Origin of the sequence: Cuneatibacter caecimuris (assembly GCF_004216775.1) — a bacterium.
Taxonomy (GTDB): domain Bacteria; phylum Bacillota; class Clostridia; order Lachnospirales; family Lachnospiraceae; genus Cuneatibacter; species Cuneatibacter caecimuris.
In genome coordinates, this window is record NZ_SGXF01000002.1 from 351,613 (window position 1) to 368,376 (window position 16,764).

Genomic DNA, 16,764 nt, shown 5'->3' on the forward strand with positions numbered 1-16,764 from the left:
CACTGAAATTCAATCTCTTATTCCAATCCGGCCCAGAAATTCCCTAACAGTTTTCCCACGCTCCGCCGGTCCGTCACCTGATAATCCGCCCATTCCTGTGGAAACTGGCTCACCTCTTCCACCCTCAGGAACCTGTCGTCCAACAGCAGAATCACGCCGTAATCCTCCGCAGTGCGGATCAGCCTGCCCGCCGCCTGCAGCACCTTATTCATGCCGGGATAGAGATAGGCAAAATCAAAGCCCTTTTCCTGTCTGTTGTCAAAATACGTTTTCAGGATCTCCCGCTCCGCACAGACCTGAGGGAGCCCTGTCCCCACAATAGCCACGCCGATGAGCCGTTCCTTCTTCAGATCAATCCCCTCCGAAAAAATACCGCCCATCACGCACAGCCCGATCAGCGTACCGCTCCCGTCTTCCGAGAATGCGTCCAGAAAATCTTCTTTTTCCCCCTCTGTCATCCGGCTTCCCTGAGCCAAAATCCTGCAGTCTTCTCCCGCCGCCTCTTCCAGGATCTCATTCACCTGTTCCAGATAAGCGTAGGATGGGAAAAACACCAGATAATTTCCTTTTCTGGCTTCAGCCATCTGCAGGATATATTCTGCAATCTTTTCAAACTCCGCCTGATTTCTTCTGGTATAGCGGCTGCTCACATCCCTGCCCACTGCCAGCAGGCGCCTGGCCGGATCAAAGGGGGACCTGGCATAGACCGCGTAATCCTCTTCGCAGTTGCTCAAAAGTTCTTTATAATAGCGGATCGGCAGTAACGTGGCAGAAAAAAACACCGTGCTCAGCCCCTGCTCCATACATGCCCTCAGCCTGGCCGCCGGGTGAACGCAGAACAGCTTCACCATAAAACTTCCGTCCTCCCGGTGGGCCAGATAGGTTACATAGTTGTCATCCAGACAGTCATAGACGCTTAAAAAGTCCCGCACCACAAAGAAAAAGGACGCCTGTTCTTTCTGGTCCGGATCTCCGGGGTGGTTTTCCCGGTACTTTTCCATCTGGTCATAAATCTGCATCACAGCTGCTGTCAAAGCGCCCAGCCCCTCCCCGTTTTCCAGAACCTGATAGCTGTCGCACTCTCTTTTCAGCTCCAGCATAGCCCGGTTGGCCTTGTCCAGCAGCTTTACCAGCCGCTCACTCTTGCCTGCGAACAGCTTCTTCGCAGCCAGCAGTTCTTCTTTACAGAGCTCAGCACTGTACATTTCTCTGGCCCGCTCCACCAGGTTGTGCGCCTCGTCCACCAGAAAGACATACTCCCCCTGGCTGCCGTCCGCAAAAAAACGCTGCAGCCTCACAGTGGGATCGAACACATAATTGTAATCTCCGATCACCACATCCACCCAGTAAGTCACATCCAGGCTCATTTCAAAGGGGCACACCTGATGCTTTTGGGCATATTCCAGCACATCCTCCCGAGTAATCCCCAGCCGGTGGGAAATCAGGTCGAACACAGCGGCGTTCACCCGGTCAAAATGCCCTTTGGCCCTGGGGCAGCTCTCCGGATTGCAGTCCGGAGAATCCAGCACGCACATCTTTTCTTTTGCCGTCAGAGTCACGCCGGAGCAGACCAGCCCCTGGCTGCGCATCACTTCCAGCCCTTCCTCCGCCACACTTCTGGTGATAGTTTTAGCCGTCAGATAAAAGAGCTTGTCCGCCAGCTTCTGACCCATCGCCTGAACCGCAGGAAACAGAACGGACAGCGTTTTCCCGATTCCCGTGGGCGCCTGGATGAACAGCGTCTTCTGCCGCGCGATGGTACGGTATACGGAAACCGCCAGATCTTTCTGCCCCTCCCGCCAGGGATAAGGAAACTCCATTCCCTGGATCGAATTTCTCCGTTTTACTCTGTGTTCATAAAGAAAGCGGGCCCACTTTCCGTACTCCCGCATATATTCCTGAAAAGTCTCTTCCAGAGCCTCCAATTCCAGCCACTCCTGAAAACGCCGGATTTCTTCGGTGTCCAGGTTGCAGTAGGTCAGCTGGATGTTCGCTCCCGGCAGGCTGTTCTGCACCGCGTAAATATACGCATAGCACAGCGCCTGGGCCCGATGCACGGGAATCATGTCTTCCAGGGAGTTCACATCGAAATATACCCCCTTAATTTCATCTATGGTAACCCGGTCCGTCCCCTGGATAATTCCGTCAGCCCTTCCTTCCAGAACCAGTTCAATTCCACCCTCCAGAGGCACTGTCATCTTCAGGCCAACCTCGGCGCGGTAATCCGCTCCCATTCTTTTCTGAATTTTTCTATGAAGCCGGCTCCCGGCCAGCATGGCTTCCTTCTGGGCCGAAGCGCTGCGCCTGTTGTCCAGGTCGCCGCTGCGCAGCACAAACTCCACCAGATTGCGCACGGAAATCCGTATCTGATTTTCTATTAATTTATACACATTTCTCTCCTCAACCTGTTCAGACGCAAAAGGGGGTCTCAAAAATATGATAGCACATTATACTATAATACCATATCTCCCCTTTTGCGTCCACAGTCCTTTATCTGGTCAGAAATGTATTATAGCCAGCATGCCTCAGCGCACGTTCCATTTCCGCGGCAGGGTCCACATCCTCAAATGCGCCCACCTGAACTTTATATAATCCATCCTGGTGAATAATGTAAGCCGGATATCCCTCCGCCAGCAGCTGGTTTAACAGCTGGTTAGCCAGATTGCCCATCCGGTAAGCCCCCACCTGAACTTTGTAGACCGGCTGGCTGGAGGGCTGCTCTGTTGTCTGTGCCTGAAGCCCCAGCGCGTTCAGAATCCCCTGGGCGATTCCCTGGGCCATTTCATCAAAATTCTCGTCATACAGTTTGTTGTCTTCCGGGTTATCAATAAAACCCACTTCCAGGAGAACTGCCGGCATCTTTGTCCTTCTCAAAACCACCAGCCCCGGGCGTTCTGTGATTTCTCTGTTGGCAAACCCGACTTTCTCCAGCTGTTCATTCACCTCATTACCAATGGCGCTGGGAACGCCGCCTTCCGCAAATACCAGGGCTTCCACGCCTCTGCCGCTGCCTGGTGTGGCCGCGGCGTTGCGGTGAAAGGAAATAAAATAATCCGCGTCCGCATTATTTGCCATCATAGCTTTCTCGTAAGGCGTATCATACACATCCTCTGTTCGGGTATACATCACGTCCAGGCCGCCCTTTTGAAGCAGCTCTCCCACTGCCAGCGCCAGGCGGAGCGCGTCGTCCTTTTCCTGCCTGCCTTCATAGACTGCTCCCGGATCGCGACCGCCGTGCCCCGCATCCAAAACAATTCTTGCCGCCATATTGTCACCTTTTTAAGCTTTTACATTAGCATATGCCGGAAAATCTGTCCCTGCTACTCTCCATCTCTTCCCTGTTCGCAAGTCCCGGCATATTTTTTAGGACACCGCCATAAAATGCACTAAAGACAAACTTCGGAGCAGAAATGAAACTGCATACAAAAATTATTTCCCTGTCAGGAGCCGGCCTGCTCCTGGTGCTTCTGGCAATTTTTATCCGGCCCGGCGCCGATGAGGCAGTTCCTGCGGCTGCCGCTGCCACCGGCGAGCGCATCGAGGCGTCTCCCCAGGAATCTGAATCGGAAACCGCGGAATCTTCCTCCGCCCCGGAAACTGAGAAGGACTATATCAAATGGGTGGATTTTAATGTTCCCATGGAAGCGCTGCAGCTGGCCTATGAATATGATGTCAACTCAGTCTCTGAACCGGTACATCTGAACTGGATCTGGCTGCTCTCCTATACTGCTTCCAGATATGGAGGGGAATTCCCTGCCGCTGCGCTCTCCTTTATGCGGGAAACGGCAGGACAAGTGCTGAACGGGGAAGCGGACCCGGAAGCCCTTTCCCAGGATCAGAAATACTTTTCCTATTATCAGGAAGCCTATCATGCAGTTCTGGGCGGCATGGTGGGCAGCTATCAGATTCAGCTGGAGGATGGAACCTGGGAAAAGCGCTATGGCCTGAAAGCTTTTTCTCCCATCGCAAAAGGGTTTGATTATTCTGATTATGATGATTTCGGCGTGGCCCGCTCCTATGGATACCGGAGGCAGCATTTGGGGCATGATATGATGGGGCTCACCGGCACACCAAATCTTAATAACAGATATAATATTATTTATTATTAATACCTGCTATATAAATATTTAGTTATTCTGATAATCAATCAAGCACCAACCTTAGACTAGTTTATTTCAGTAGGTACACTGATTCGTAAACTCAAAAAGGGCAGGCCTCCAATCAGCCTGCCCTTTTTTCTCTGTATCCTTCCACAAAACTCATTCTGTATAATGCGGAAACCGTTCTTCAAACGCCTGAAAAACCAGGTTTGAAACATCCTCTGTATTTCGAATCCACTCATCTATAGCCCGCATGATATCTGCTTTTTCTTCTGTGAATCCTTCGCTGGCCATACGTTTCATATATCCACCCAAATACGTCGATACATCATAGAACTCTCTGCAACGGTTTACATCCTTTCCAAATTCCTCTAATACTCCTTTATGATGCAGCAGCCCCCACTGATATACTTCCGCCTTTCCAAGGCATTCTTGTGCCAGTCCGGTTTCCTCTCTCTCATAGGCTGCTGCAGCATTCTGAATACAAGTTCTCCAGTTATTGTATTCCTCCTGAATCCCTGCTGATTCCTTTTCCAGGAAGTGATTTACTTTAACGCCCTGTATTATTAGACAAATCAGTAATAATATGCATATAGTGAAGAACAACGCCAATAATTTGTTTATTTTTTTCATTATTTCTCCTATTAACTTACATATATTCCTGATGCAGAAGTAGTAACTGAAGTTTTAGATCCCGTAATACCCTGAAAGCCCACTTTAAACTCATAATTTGCTACAATTTGCTTCTTATTCCCTCTTGGCTGCCCTGCTGCAACCTCTACATTCATACTATATTTATCTCCCTTTGCTTTTATTGCTCGAACAAACGGAATTCTAACACCATTAACATGGTCTGCTTCATCAAAACTCTGTCCCCCCTCTATCCCAATTTCTGTTCTTAAAGGTGTCCAACTAAATGAACCGCCGAATCCATGAAAACTCGCCGAAATACGTGGACTAAAGCCGACCTGAAATCCACCCGTAGTTTGTTGTACTTGATGACCAAATCCTGCATGAACAATACAATCATTATTTATACCCGAACTATTTTGTAATTTCATTTCTCCAGTACATTCATATACAGTTAAAAATTCATTATTTCCTTGATGAACACCATTATAATAATAATCTTGTTTTGCCACGTACATTCCAGAATAGAAGCCTTGCGTCTCACCTGAAAAGTTATAATAATCTATAAAAGTATACAAATCCATTGTATATAAGTACACCCCATTATGGTACATGCTTACTACTCTCGTGTATCCAGATGATGACCTATTCTCAACTAAACCTATTTCCGATGGCTGAAAATACCTGAGCCACCAATGTTCTTCTGTAATATCCAACATATCTGGGATATTGTTGGAATCTATTAATTCAAACAGGTTATCAGTCATTTCACAAACTGGAATCTCAATTAGAATTAATCCTTTACTATTTTTTTGTTGAAGATATAAGACAAAGGTATCTTCAACACTAATGGTATTATGGACCAATAATTCTTTAGGCAACATATTCTTTACTACTTGAAAATTTACTACTTCAAAATTTTTCTCATTATCAACAGCACTAATATAATATGATTTTTCATGCAAATTAGATTTAAATATATTACCGTTTAAATTTATTGGTATAGTTTCATTTTTAATAATCACTTCTCCTTTTAAAGACATTACAGATCCATTTACACTTAACTTTGTGATTCCTATCGAAACTTCTTCTAGATGATTTACAATATCCTCAATTTTTTCAGGTAACTCCGTGGACATTTTTCCTTGATAAATATTCATTGACGCAAAACACACTATTCCTGAAAACAATGCTGTCATAAATCCAACTAATGTTGCCACCAAATATTTTTTCATACAAAACCTCCTTAACTTAAAAGTTTATAGAAGAAACAGCTTACAGCCCAATTTTTTAACTAGTGTACTGTCTGCTTTCTGCTTTCTGCTTTATATTTTGTTAAATCACTCATCCCCTACCAGCTCAAATTTGGGATAGAGTGACACCAGCTTTACTGCCATCTCTTGAAAGGTGGTAGTAAGGTTAAATATCATCATGTCAATACACTAGCACATTGGAATCTCCCCCCATCCAAATTGTATTTAGTTGTTATAAGTATAACATATTTATCATTTTTGTCAATATGTTCTGTTAATTTTAATATTTATTTCTTTTTGACCATTATATATGTTTGTGCAATTTGATTTTTCTCTCTTTATATCTGTATTTCTACTCGTTTTAAATACATTCCCCGTACTTTATTATTTATTTTTCTTTAAAAGCAAGAAATATAAATATATATTATTTTATCAGTATATTTATATTCTTAGCTGTTCGCAAAAATTATTAGACAAAAAATGAAACCTTTTTTGATTTGTTTTGATGTTTTAATTCACCTATTGGTGACTTTATTTTCTTATTTTGGTGTTTGAAATCACCAGTAGGTGATTTTTTTCTCCGTTCTTGATGTTATAATTCACTTATTGGTGACTTTATTTTCTTATTTTGATGCTTAAACTCACCAGTAGGTGATTCTATCCTCCGTTTTTGGTGTCTCAATTCACCTATTGGTGATCCCCTTCTTCCTTTTGGTGCTCAAAATCACCAATTAGTGTCTTTTTCCTTCTTTTTAATTCCAAACATATTAAAAGTTTTTGCAAGATACGCATTTTGTCGGACAAAATGCCATCTTGTTAAGGGCGCAGCCCCTAAGACCCCAAATATAACTATTTTGCACCATTTGGTGCAAACGTAATTATAAAGAATATCTGCTATGCTATATCCTAAAGTACATAAATTTTTGCTTTTGCTCTACCCAAACAAAAAAGAGGGAGTCCTCGCCGGACTCCCCAAAATTTCTTGATCACAATTTTAAATTCTGACATTTCTTTATGTTAATTTTCTTTTCTTCATATACTGAGGATTCCGGCACTTCCAAAATATTCAGTTTTGTTTTTTCATATTCTTGCTTTGTAATAAGTCCGGCCTGATAGTCCAAATAATTTGCTACACGTTCAGCTTCCTTCACAGCTACAATCAGCGCTTCTGGTTTGTTCCTCAAATTTGTTATCCACCCCTGCACATATGCTTTGTGATTTTCCATATGATCTTCGGGTAAGTCCATAGCCAGCTGCGGACTCATAAAGCAAGATGTAATTTCTGCAACCAATTCTTCAAATAAATAATTTTCATCACCAAATATATTCTGTTTTATCCGGTTCAGTCGATCTTGAGCTCCAGTTGCATGGGCTAACTCATGAAGAGCTGTCGCATCAAAAGCATATGATGATAAAAACTTCTCTGGCCGAGGTAAATGAATTTTATCTGTTTGAACATTATAATATGACCTGTCACCTCCATCAAATAAAATCTCTACATTCATATTTTGGCTAATCGTGTTTATTAGAAGGTCTGGATCCACTTCCTTATTATTTATTTCTGGAATATCCGGAATTCCTGTAATTAGGTCACCATTAAATACTACTGCATATTTCGCTTTTAAAAAATATCTTTCATTGTCTATTTTAAGTTTATTTTTTCTAAATTCATCCCAGGAGAGTACCCTTTTTTGTTCTCTATCATAAGGATACCAGTATTCTACCTTAATTCCTTTCCCTTTGGCATCATGTAATTGCCATCCATTTTTTGAAATTTGGTTGAATGTAGCCCAACGGTTATCCTGGTATTTTTCTTGCATTGATATTACAGATAAATAAAACCGGTTGATTCCATGATACATCTTTCCTGTTTGTGCAGACAGGGGCCACATTGATTTATCATCCCATTCCTTAATCCATTGTAAAGGCTTTTCTTCTAAAATATGTATAAAGGTCTGAGCAATCTGCTCTCTGTATTCCTTTGTTTTTTCATTCATCAGTGACTACCTCTTCATTCAAATCATCCAGACTGATTGTTTCATCATCAACAAAGATTATAATATCTTCCATGAGCATCTTCCTTTCTTATCCCAAAAATTCTTGTATAAGCAACCTTCGCTCCCGCATCTGTTCAGATGTATAAAAAGGTTTCAAGTACAAAAGGATTTCCTGTTCAGAAAGCCCCGCTCGAATCCCTTCCTGGACTTCTTTTTGCTGTGCAGAATCTAAGTCATATTTGAGCATATATTCTATTACGCTGCCGGCTCTTTTGCGTTCTTCCGTTTTGCTTCCCGTCTCACTATCTTCCGCAGCCGCAACTCCATAATTTCGAAATTCCTTTGTTATCTTCTCACCTTTAAATCTTGCCAGATCCTCCATAGGAATCTCATAGATTACTACATTTTCTCCGTTTTCCTGTAACCGTAAGAAATGGTTCAACGAAGACTGGTTCAATATTTGCAGCTTCTTTTGTTCTTCTCGCTTTGCAGCCTTATATGGAGGGACCTGTTTTAATGCTATAAACCACTTTTTTCGGAATGTCTGATATTTTCTATCGATAACCGGATCTTCTCCCCGGATTAAAATCAAACTATCCTTTTTGGACAACTTACGCACTTCACCAGGTGTCATAAGAGAACGCTGTAGAGTATCATGGCTTTTGCTGCTACCAGGACTGCGCCCCATACTCTGGCTTTCTGAGCGTTTATCAATAGTTTCATGATCTAGTAGTTTGGATATGTACTCAAAAGTACCAGGATCATTGCCGCCAAGATATATCATCTGGTCACAGTTTCCTAAGATGGTTTCCCAGTAGTCTTTAAATAATGCTTTTAATTGTGAAATGTTTTGTAGGATGATGGATAGATAGATTTCACGGGATCGTACTGTAGAATTCACAGTCACGAAATCATCTGGTAAGGCTACGTTAGCAAACTCATCCATCCAAATAGTAACTGGGATCGGTAGCCTTCCCGCATACAAAATATCCGCCTGGTAATACAGTTCGTTAAATAATTGTGTATATAACATACCAACGATGAAATTATAGGTTTTATCTGAATCCGGAATAACGCAAAAGATTACTGTTTTAGTTTTTTTATCTCCCAGATATCCGATCCCAAGACTTGCCAGGTCAATCTGATCTGCCTGCAAGATATGCTGCAGGTCCTCATTATAAAAAGCCTGCATTCTAGCATTAGCTGTAAAGAGTACAGACCGCACGGTGTCACCCGCAGCCTGCATCATCCGGCAATAAGTTTCTCTGGCGGGATGGTCTTGGGGAAGCACAGAAAATATCTGATCCAGTTCTCCAAGTGTCCTGCATTCTTCATCCACCTTTGCTAAAGACATCAATCGTAGAATTTCCGGAATATTTTGTGATGGCTTCGGTCTTTCCAGCCAGACATATAAAAACAGCGCTTCCAAATACATTTTGGCTGCGTCCTCCCAAATCTGTTCCCCCTTTGATGCGCCCTTATCTTTTGTATTTTCAAAGATGTTGCTGATCAAGCGTCTTACCGATGCCTGATCTCTCAGATATACAAATGGATTATACTGAACAGATTGTTTCATATTAATCAGATCGAGTACCTTGACCATGACACCCTCGTGCTGTAAATAGCCGCCCAAAGTCCGGAGCAGCTCCCCCTTGGGGTCAGTGATAACCATGGAAGTAGAAATGTTATGAATGTTGGGCAACAGAATAGCTGTACTCTTACCGGCACCAGAACCACCAATCACCATCATATTGTTATTGATCTGCGTCATATGTGTATCTAGGCTAATTCTGAGGTGTTCTGACAGGATCCTGTTGGACATTTCCCGTTTGCTTTTCAATCGCCGGCTTAAATCCTCCACGTCTCCCCAAGCTGCGGAACCATGCTCTCGCCCTAGGCGATACTTTTTGGGCCTCGCCATATCCCAAAGCATCCAGCATACATAGATCCCTAGCGCCAGCATAACCATCTTCCCGGTATTCTCATTGAAGTAGTTCCCAAAAGGATGCTGGAACACATCCAGCATCCTTTCTTGATCCAGTGCCATCAGCGTTGTTCCTGGTGGCATTACACCACTAAAAAGATATCCCAGATAAACGGCTGCAGCTGCACCTAACACATACCATTTATATACTTTTTTCATACTATTCACCTAGCTTTTGCTTCACGGAATTTTGGACTATGTTTTGATTTCTGACGTATCTGCGGTTTCTTATAATTATCTACCAGTTTCTTCCCGGAAATTCTGGAGATTTTTCCTGTTTCCAAATTCTTCACCTGGTATATTTTATCCCTAGACATTTTGCAGTATAATGTTTTTCCCTGAATCTTTGGCTGCTCCTCTTTGGATATCAAGAGATATTCTTTTGGGTGGTACGGAATTCTTGTTAAATACTCGCGTCCCTCTGGTATTGGGAAATTAGCCTGCACATTATCATAGCCGGCATAATTCTTTCCATCCACCTGATAGATCAGCTTTTGATTAATTGAAATTTCAACTATGTTTTCCTCCAAGGCTTGCAACACAGACTGTGAGAAATACTGGTCAATAATCTCATTTCCTTTCATGTTCCCATAGACTACCTTACTCTGTTCCACCTGTCCAACCTGGTATTCTCTCTCTGGATACAGGCTGCAAGACAACGTTTTTCCATCTCTAACAGGTTTTCCAGTGATTTCAAGTATAACCCCTGGTTCTAAGTTGATGGAATATTTTTGAGCTGATGGGATGACATGTGCTGTCACTTCATCTCCCCACCCGGAAAATTGTTTCCCATCTACCCGAAACACTTTCGAGGAAGGAATTTCTATTTCTACTGGTGGCAGCATCATTACCTGTTCTTCCTGTACCACAATATTATTTTCCCGAACATCTGGGCTGCTCTCTACCATATCCCATTTATAACGCGATGCAGCAATGGTAGGGCGCAAACGGGATGCCAGAGCTTCCCGCTCTGATCGGTCTGCTGCTGTTGGGTACATCTTCTGTTTTGCAGCCTCAAATGACTCATAAACCTGATTGCCAGTCAAAAGTACCTGCCCCTCATTTTCCTCGTCATATACTCGATAATTCTTTTCTGCAGACAGATACATCAATAAATTTCCATTTCCCAATGGATACATTCCTGCCTTATCAATACTCACATAATGCCGATGCTCTCCTGGGACCCTTACCACCATTTCGGCATCCCGGTTTTCCATAATTGTCTGTGGTGTCACCTCAATCTCCAGGCGTCCCGATAAGGTAAAGTGCCTTTGGTATTCCTGTAGGTTGGCATCCGCACTTACATCTGGTATCTCCTCTTTTTGATCCAAGTTCCGCAAAGATACTAACATCTGCTCTCGCTGTTGCCGTCGGCTCCCACGCTGATAAAACTGGTTTTGATACGGCACAAACGATTCAGCTGCAAGTTCTGAACCTGCGCGAATTCCCTCCTGTCGGCCTCTCATATTGTATAGACTATATTCCTGGTCTTGATCCAAAAACATCAAAAGACTGCCGTTTCCAAGTGGATATGCCCCCGACTTGTTTACTCTGATATACCGCTGTTCCCCTGGTATTTTAATTTTTAGAGCAGATTCTTCTTCTCCCAAAACCATATGCCGCATCACTTCTATTTGAGTTCTGGTAGGATCTTCTAAGTTTCTCTGGTATTCATTAAGACTGTAAATCTCCTGCAGCTCCCGCCCCATGCCCACCTCCACCCCTTGTTCCTGCGCTTCTGCTAAATCCTCCGGATCCGCGTTCCGGGCATACTCCTCTAATGTCCCAATTTTACCAAATCCCAGCTTATTCACGATACTATTAATTCGACTCGCCGCAGAAACCGGAAACATAATCTCCGCAAAACCATCCTTTTTATTCAGATCCGGTAAAATAGAGTATAGTACCTTAAATTCCTTTAATGCTTTCTGAACTTCCTTCAATTGTTTTTCCGGAAATTTGAAGACTTCCAGATCCCCAGGTTCTCTCCGGATCAATTCGGTCAGCTTTGTTTCTCCGCTCTTTGGGCGTTCCTGACGTTTTATTAAAAACGCCTTTGCCAGAACCTGCGTAGCCTCCAATGCACCAGCCCCTACTTTCATCGGGACTTTGATCAATTCTTCTCCGATTCGCATGGATGCGACAATAATTTGTGTAGCGTCCTGTACTTCATTCATTTTATGGTTCTCTCCTTTCTCAACAGATCACTCTGTAATATTTTTTCTTTAAGCAACTTTTCCATAATCTCGGAAGACTGATCACAGCTGATCCGGAAACCTTTCCAGTTACCTCCCTTACCATTTATTCCATTTAGCAGTTTTATGGCCTTATCTTCCATGGGCCATTCCAAAAGATTCTTTGTGTAATCATCCAGCAGATAATCCTTGTCAGGGGTATAATTGGGAACGGCAAGAATCTTAGGCATCCCACATGGTAAAAACAGCCTGTGCCCTTCTCCAATTTCACCGACGTATTCATCAATCCACATATTTTTTTCAACTAAAGCAGTTTTTGAATCTTCCAAATATGCTGAAAGAATAAAAACCTCAATATCTTTTCCTGCTGCCAAACGATTAATCATATCAACTACATTTGCAATGGGACGCAGTTGTATAAAATAACCAGGTTCGTATAGCTCTTCCAAATTTTTAGTAGGACGGAACTCAGCAAGAGTTCCGTCCATATCCACAAATAGTCTTTTTTTCATATGCTCAACTCAAAATAACATAATCCAAATCGTTTTGGACATTAGATTTTCCAGAATCAATCTGCGTAAGTAATTTTCTTACATCTTCTTTATGCAAAAGGGTTCCTATAAAGTATAACTTCTGTACTGCTGTCTCTCTTTTCTCTCCAACTGAAATAATAAATTTTTCCATGTTCTTCTCCTTTTTAATTATAATTGACGGGGTTTTCTGCGTTTTTCACTTTGCAGCCTTTTTTGGTTCTCCAAACGTTTTTGGTATTCTTCAACCATTTCAAACTTTCCTGTTTTGTCATCATAATGATAAGCATGTTTGGACAGGATCTCACCCTCAAATAACTGGTTCTGGTTTGCTTCATTGACAATCGCTGACATATCCGAATTTTCCAGAAGTGAATCATCCGGACTGATTATCATTTCATATATAGATGAAGGGAATATATAATAACCACCCTGCATGAACTTTGATAGCTGTTCCATAACACCAGGGCAAAAAATAGCACCGGCTCCCCCTGATGACTTATTTCCAACCACATACATTTCTGGTACTTCATTCCATGAATAATCCATCATTTCCTTCAACATATCAGGATTCATTCCTTGTTCATAAGCCATTTTTTCAAGTTCTTTCCCGAGCTTTTTTTCCATAGTTGTAACTTCTAAAGGAAATAACTTTTGTGTATTTTCCAAGGCATCCTGATGTAACTGCTCTACTGTAATGTCATAACTTTTTAATATATCATAAGAGAGCATTACAGATGCACCTTCTTTTTGTATTACATCCGAAAAATCAGCTGCATACACAATAGCCATGTCTCCGTAAAGTGTGTGAGGAAAATTTTGAACAGATGGATGCTCAGCTGAGTAAACTTTAATAAACAGGCGTTTTTTTATTTCATCATAGTCCTTTAATGATATACTCAAGCTCTTTTTTTCAGATATATCTTCCCGCATTTCAGCTGCAGCCATTTCCTGCAAAATTTTTCGCAACGGAATTCCCTGTATATAATCAGCATATGCTTCGGTCAGGTTGTGACATAGTGCTATTTCGGAGCCATGTTTCCTTATACACATGCCAAAATATTTTTTGGAAAATTTTGAAACCTCCATCGTTTTTATTTCATAGTCGCCTATTGGATATGGTAGATAGTTCCTTATTCCTCTTGTGATATCCTCTACAAATTTTTCCATTTCAATATCCATTACTTATTCTCCTTATTTTTAAGTAAAGTTTTAGTATTAATCAGCGAAACAACTGCTTGCATTCTTTCAGTTGGAATCTTCGGATCCGCAATTTTTTTTATATCTTTTATCGGTATACCGCTTTCATATGCCTGCATTAATACTGCCAACTGTTCAGTATTAAATGATGTGTTTGAGATTAATTTTATAAATTGCTTTTGTCTGCAATGTGCGATAAAACCAGACGAATAGTTCTTTGCTCTCCCCCCTTCATCAACATCAGAAATTATTGCTTTAACGTTTGTTTTTGTATCTAAAACTTCTTTTGCATCAGAATGTTCTTGCTTATTAGTTTCGATCAATCCCTTCAGCTTTTTAATATCAGTTGAGATCATACGTGCTGCTTTCAGCAAATCTCCCAGTGCCGTATTTTGCTGCAAGAACATTTCATCCATATGTGCTTTCAACTGTTTGTTTGAGTCAGTAGAGATAGAAGTAGTGCGTAATCGATCATACATTCCTATAATGGCCAAATGCCTAACTTGAATGGCACTAAATAAGGTCTTACAGTCAAGAATTTTTTCGATATCCTCAACAGCAAGACCCTCTCTGATTGCTTCCAGAAGTTCCATATACACCTCAATAGGCATTTCCGGTTTGCAGTAAAACCGTTCCATTAAATCCTGATCAGCTCCACATTTAATGTAAAGCTGCACAAGGAATTTTTGTACGTCAGATACTCCGCTCCATTTTTTCCCCTGACTTCTGTTTCCTTGCACGGGTTCTATCATTTCTTTGTTCTGCGGATCCATAACTCCTCACCTCCTTTCCTTCTCCATATAATCGATCTGCCGTTTTCAGTTTTTTGCGTAACTCCTTCAATTTTTCAGAAATCTCTTTTTTCTCTCTTAAAAATCCCACTTCCCATGCTGTATTTATAACTTTTCTTCTCTGTATCAATTCAGCTTTCTGCGACTCCCATTGTATACGCATCTCCTTCAGATCAAATATATTTTTAATCTCATATCGTGTTAACAACAACACCTGGTCCTGTAATTTATGTAGTTCAGTGATATCTTGTCGGTATTTCCATGCCTGGTTATTTCGGTATCGGGTAATTTTCCCGTTTAGATATAATTTCCGGAAATAACGCTTCTGGTATGGCGTCAGTTTTGCCCGATTTTTTTTCATATGTCTATGATTACTGGATATTTTGGAAATAGCTGGCGCCACTTTGGAGTAAGAAAGTTCTATAGTACCAATACGTTTTTTAAGCTGTTCTACTGTGTATTCGTCCCCCAGCCGCCGAGTCCGAATTGCTTTCTCAGCTCCCGGTGCCAGTAATGATAGAACTTCTTTCCCGCGTATTTTATATCCCATCAGAACCAGCTTTTCTAAGAAATCGTTATATGTCCTGGCTCTGCTCAGGCACAAATCAATATCTTCTCTCATTAAGTCAAAATCTGTTTTTTCTTTTTGTTGATTCTTCAGCCATACAATATATGGCATCCCCACTTTTTCTGCAGATAATGGTATTTTTTCGTTTTGCAAATTATCCGGTGGAAGGTTCCCAGGAACATCTTCATATGCTTTCCCTGAAGTATCCATCTGAACATTCTCTGACACACTTTCAGTCATGATCATCTGGTCCACTTCCTGATCCTCCTCCTGTTCCTCCTGATCCTCTATCTGTAATGTAGACAGGCCAAATTCTTTACAGAGTTTATTGGTAAGAGGCTGTAAAATTCTTGCCCAATCGCCTCTTTCATATCGGTATTTATAGCCATCTATACAGGAGACACTATTCCAGACAATGTGTCCATGTAAATGATCTGTATCATCGTGGACCGCATATACCGCTTCATACTTTCCTAGAAACTCTTCAGTAAAGCGTTTCGTAATTTCTAACATTTGCTCTGCAGTGCCTTCATTGGGGGGGAGGGAAAGGATAATATGATACCCCTGGCGCTTATCAGTCTTTCCAAAATATTTCTTAGTTTCAATCATATCCTGGTATGAATTTTGTAAACTGCATCCCAAACTGCCAGTCAGTAGCCCTTCTCTGGTTTTTTCTGGATTAAGTATATAGTTTATTGCATTCTTTAGGTGCTTACCAGGTGTGCCAGGAGATTGATGTATTGTCCCAATTTTTGTAATTGCCATCCTTTTTTCCTTTATCAAAACCGATAATTCACCCTATATTTCACGGTACAATATTTGCTCTATATCTCTAAGAAGGATGTTCAGTTGGAGCATTGCTTTTTCCAGCTCCTGTTTATCCTCTGATCTATACAATCCGGAATTATGAGATTTTGTTATTTGGTTAATATTCGTTCCAATCCTGGATATTTCGATTTTCAGAGAATACAGAAGTTCTCTAATTTCTTTATGATCGGCCGGGCGTCGCTCCAGACGATCTCTTATTATTTCTGATAAGTTTACTTTTTCTTCCCCTCCCGATTCTTTTATTAACTTATCTCTAAGATCCGGACACATCCGGACACTCACTTTTATATTTTTATTTGCCATCCTTGACCTCAGATATCAAATCCATTGCGGCGTTAATAATCATAGCATCAGAAAAATCTTCAACATCAACCAAATGGTCATATATTATATCCAGAAGATTTTCCAATTTTAATAATTTCCTCTCATCTTCACTGGTAATGTGATACGTTGATAATTTTCTGGTAATCCTTCTTTTGGCATCAATTTCTGCTGCTGATCTATATATACAAGCTTTTGGAGATAGCATCTGCAGCATATAAAAATTACTGTACTCAAAATCCAATTTTTCTTTTAACGTTGAGAACAATTTTATTCTCCTTCCCTGGACTTCCTTATTGAGATGTTTTACAATCAAACAGCAAAAAAGCCGGAAACCAACCCGTTTTCCGACTTTCCCTCATTATTT

15 protein-coding genes are annotated in these 16,764 nt (G+C 41.6%); 1 reads left to right on the forward strand and 14 read right to left on the reverse strand.

Annotated elements, in window-relative coordinates; all coding sequences use genetic code 11:
• Positions 1-17: 17 nt before the first annotated feature.
• On the reverse strand, positions 18-2,390 hold the full coding sequence (locus tag EV209_RS07845; RefSeq protein ID WP_165388860.1) for an ATP-dependent DNA helicase: 2,373 nt from the start codon (positions 2,388-2,390) through the stop codon (positions 18-20).
• 100 nt (positions 2,391-2,490) lie between these two features.
• Complete coding sequence (locus tag EV209_RS07850; protein WP_130434791.1) at positions 2,491-3,267, reverse strand: N-acetylmuramoyl-L-alanine amidase; 777 nt, start codon at positions 3,265-3,267, stop codon at positions 2,491-2,493.
• A 143-nt stretch (positions 3,268-3,410) separates the two neighbouring features.
• Here EV209_RS07850 and EV209_RS07855 point away from each other — a divergent pair, with 143 nt between their 5' ends.
• The gene (locus EV209_RS07855) at positions 3,411-4,109 is read left to right on the forward strand and encodes a hypothetical protein (RefSeq protein ID WP_130434793.1); all 699 of its coding nucleotides are present in this window, start codon (positions 3,411-3,413) and stop codon (positions 4,107-4,109) included.
• A 150-nt stretch (positions 4,110-4,259) separates the two neighbouring features.
• On the opposite strand, the gene EV209_RS07860 is transcribed toward EV209_RS07855, so the two are convergent.
• The 12 genes from EV209_RS07860 to EV209_RS07910 form a co-directional block, all read right to left on the reverse strand.
• Entirely contained in the window at positions 4,260-4,733 is a 474-nt protein-coding gene (locus EV209_RS07860; protein WP_130434795.1) for a hypothetical protein, read from the reverse strand.
• A gap of 11 nt (positions 4,734-4,744) precedes the next feature.
• Positions 4,745-5,965: a hypothetical protein gene (locus EV209_RS07865; RefSeq protein WP_130434797.1), complete on the reverse strand. Its 1,221-nt coding sequence runs from the start codon at positions 5,963-5,965 to the stop codon at positions 4,745-4,747.
• A gap of 1,004 nt (positions 5,966-6,969) precedes the next feature.
• The gene (locus EV209_RS07870) at positions 6,970-7,980 is read right to left on the reverse strand and encodes an ArdC family protein (protein ID WP_130434799.1); all 1,011 of its coding nucleotides are present in this window, start codon (positions 7,978-7,980) and stop codon (positions 6,970-6,972) included.
• Between the two features lie 88 nt (positions 7,981-8,068).
• Positions 8,069-10,123: a VirD4-like conjugal transfer protein, CD1115 family gene (locus EV209_RS07875; RefSeq protein ID WP_130434801.1), complete on the reverse strand. Its 2,055-nt coding sequence runs from the start codon at positions 10,121-10,123 to the stop codon at positions 8,069-8,071.
• A gap of 5 nt (positions 10,124-10,128) precedes the next feature.
• Positions 10,129-12,141, reverse strand: a complete 2,013-nt coding sequence (locus EV209_RS07880; RefSeq protein ID WP_130434803.1) for a PcfB family protein — start codon at positions 12,139-12,141, stop codon at positions 10,129-10,131.
• Positions 12,138-12,671 (reverse strand): HAD family hydrolase, encoded by a 534-nt coding sequence (locus tag EV209_RS07885; protein ID WP_130434805.1) that lies wholly within the window; start codon positions 12,669-12,671, stop codon positions 12,138-12,140. Before EV209_RS07885 ends, EV209_RS07880 begins: the two co-directional genes overlap by 4 nt.
• 4 nt (positions 12,672-12,675) lie before the next feature.
• Complete coding sequence (locus tag EV209_RS16315) at positions 12,676-12,843, reverse strand: hypothetical protein (protein ID WP_165388861.1); 168 nt, start codon at positions 12,841-12,843, stop codon at positions 12,676-12,678.
• A gap of 17 nt (positions 12,844-12,860) precedes the next feature.
• Positions 12,861-13,871 (reverse strand): DUF5688 family protein, encoded by a 1,011-nt coding sequence (locus tag EV209_RS07890; RefSeq protein WP_130434807.1) that lies wholly within the window; start codon positions 13,869-13,871, stop codon positions 12,861-12,863.
• Positions 13,871-14,662, reverse strand: a complete 792-nt coding sequence (locus tag EV209_RS07895; RefSeq protein WP_130434809.1) for a hypothetical protein — start codon at positions 14,660-14,662, stop codon at positions 13,871-13,873. The genes EV209_RS07890 and EV209_RS07895 overlap by 1 nt, the downstream gene beginning before the upstream one ends.
• Positions 14,583-16,013 carry a relaxase/mobilization nuclease domain-containing protein gene (locus tag EV209_RS07900; RefSeq protein WP_130434811.1) on the reverse strand — a complete coding sequence of 477 codons (1,431 nt, stop codon included), beginning with the start codon at positions 16,011-16,013 and terminating at the stop codon, positions 14,583-14,585. Before EV209_RS07900 ends, EV209_RS07895 begins: the two co-directional genes overlap by 80 nt.
• Positions 16,014-16,046: 33 nt before the next feature.
• Complete coding sequence (locus EV209_RS07905; RefSeq protein ID WP_130434813.1) at positions 16,047-16,379, reverse strand: MobC family plasmid mobilization relaxosome protein; 333 nt, start codon at positions 16,377-16,379, stop codon at positions 16,047-16,049.
• The gene (locus EV209_RS07910) at positions 16,369-16,713 is read right to left on the reverse strand and encodes a hypothetical protein (RefSeq protein ID WP_165388862.1); all 345 of its coding nucleotides are present in this window, start codon (positions 16,711-16,713) and stop codon (positions 16,369-16,371) included. The genes EV209_RS07905 and EV209_RS07910 overlap by 11 nt, the downstream gene beginning before the upstream one ends.
• Positions 16,714-16,764 lie beyond the last annotated feature (51 nt).

Bases quoted from the DNA above. Each gene is read 5' to 3' on its own strand.
- EV209_RS07855 (WP_130434793.1), top strand. From the start codon at position 3,411: ATGAAACTGCATACAAAAATTATTTCCCTGTCAGGAGCCGGCCTGCTC.
- EV209_RS07860 (WP_130434795.1), bottom strand. From the start codon at position 4,733: ATGAAAAAAATAAACAAATTATTGGCGTTGTTCTTCACTATATGCATA.
- EV209_RS07875 (WP_130434801.1), bottom strand. From the start codon at position 10,123: ATGAAAAAAGTATATAAATGGTATGTGTTAGGTGCAGCTGCAGCCGTT.
- EV209_RS07890 (WP_130434807.1), bottom strand. From the start codon at position 13,871: ATGGATATTGAAATGGAAAAATTTGTAGAGGATATCACAAGAGGAATA.
- EV209_RS07870 (WP_130434799.1), bottom strand. From the start codon at position 7,980: ATGAATGAAAAAACAAAGGAATACAGAGAGCAGATTGCTCAGACCTTT.
- EV209_RS07895 (WP_130434809.1), bottom strand. From the start codon at position 14,662: ATGGATCCGCAGAACAAAGAAATGATAGAACCCGTGCAAGGAAACAGA.
- EV209_RS07880 (WP_130434803.1), bottom strand. From the start codon at position 12,141: ATGAATGAAGTACAGGACGCTACACAAATTATTGTCGCATCCATGCGA.
- EV209_RS07850 (WP_130434791.1), bottom strand. From the start codon at position 3,267: ATGGCGGCAAGAATTGTTTTGGATGCGGGGCACGGCGGTCGCGATCCG.
- EV209_RS07865 (WP_130434797.1), bottom strand. From the start codon at position 5,965: ATGAAAAAATATTTGGTGGCAACATTAGTTGGATTTATGACAGCATTG.
- EV209_RS16315 (WP_165388861.1), bottom strand. From the start codon at position 12,843: ATGGAAAAATTTATTATTTCAGTTGGAGAGAAAAGAGAGACAGCAGTA.
- EV209_RS07905 (WP_130434813.1), bottom strand. From the start codon at position 16,379: ATGGCAAATAAAAATATAAAAGTGAGTGTCCGGATGTGTCCGGATCTT.
- EV209_RS07900 (WP_130434811.1), bottom strand. From the start codon at position 16,013: ATGGCAATTACAAAAATTGGGACAATACATCAATCTCCTGGCACACCT.
- EV209_RS07885 (WP_130434805.1), bottom strand. From the start codon at position 12,671: ATGAAAAAAAGACTATTTGTGGATATGGACGGAACTCTTGCTGAGTTC.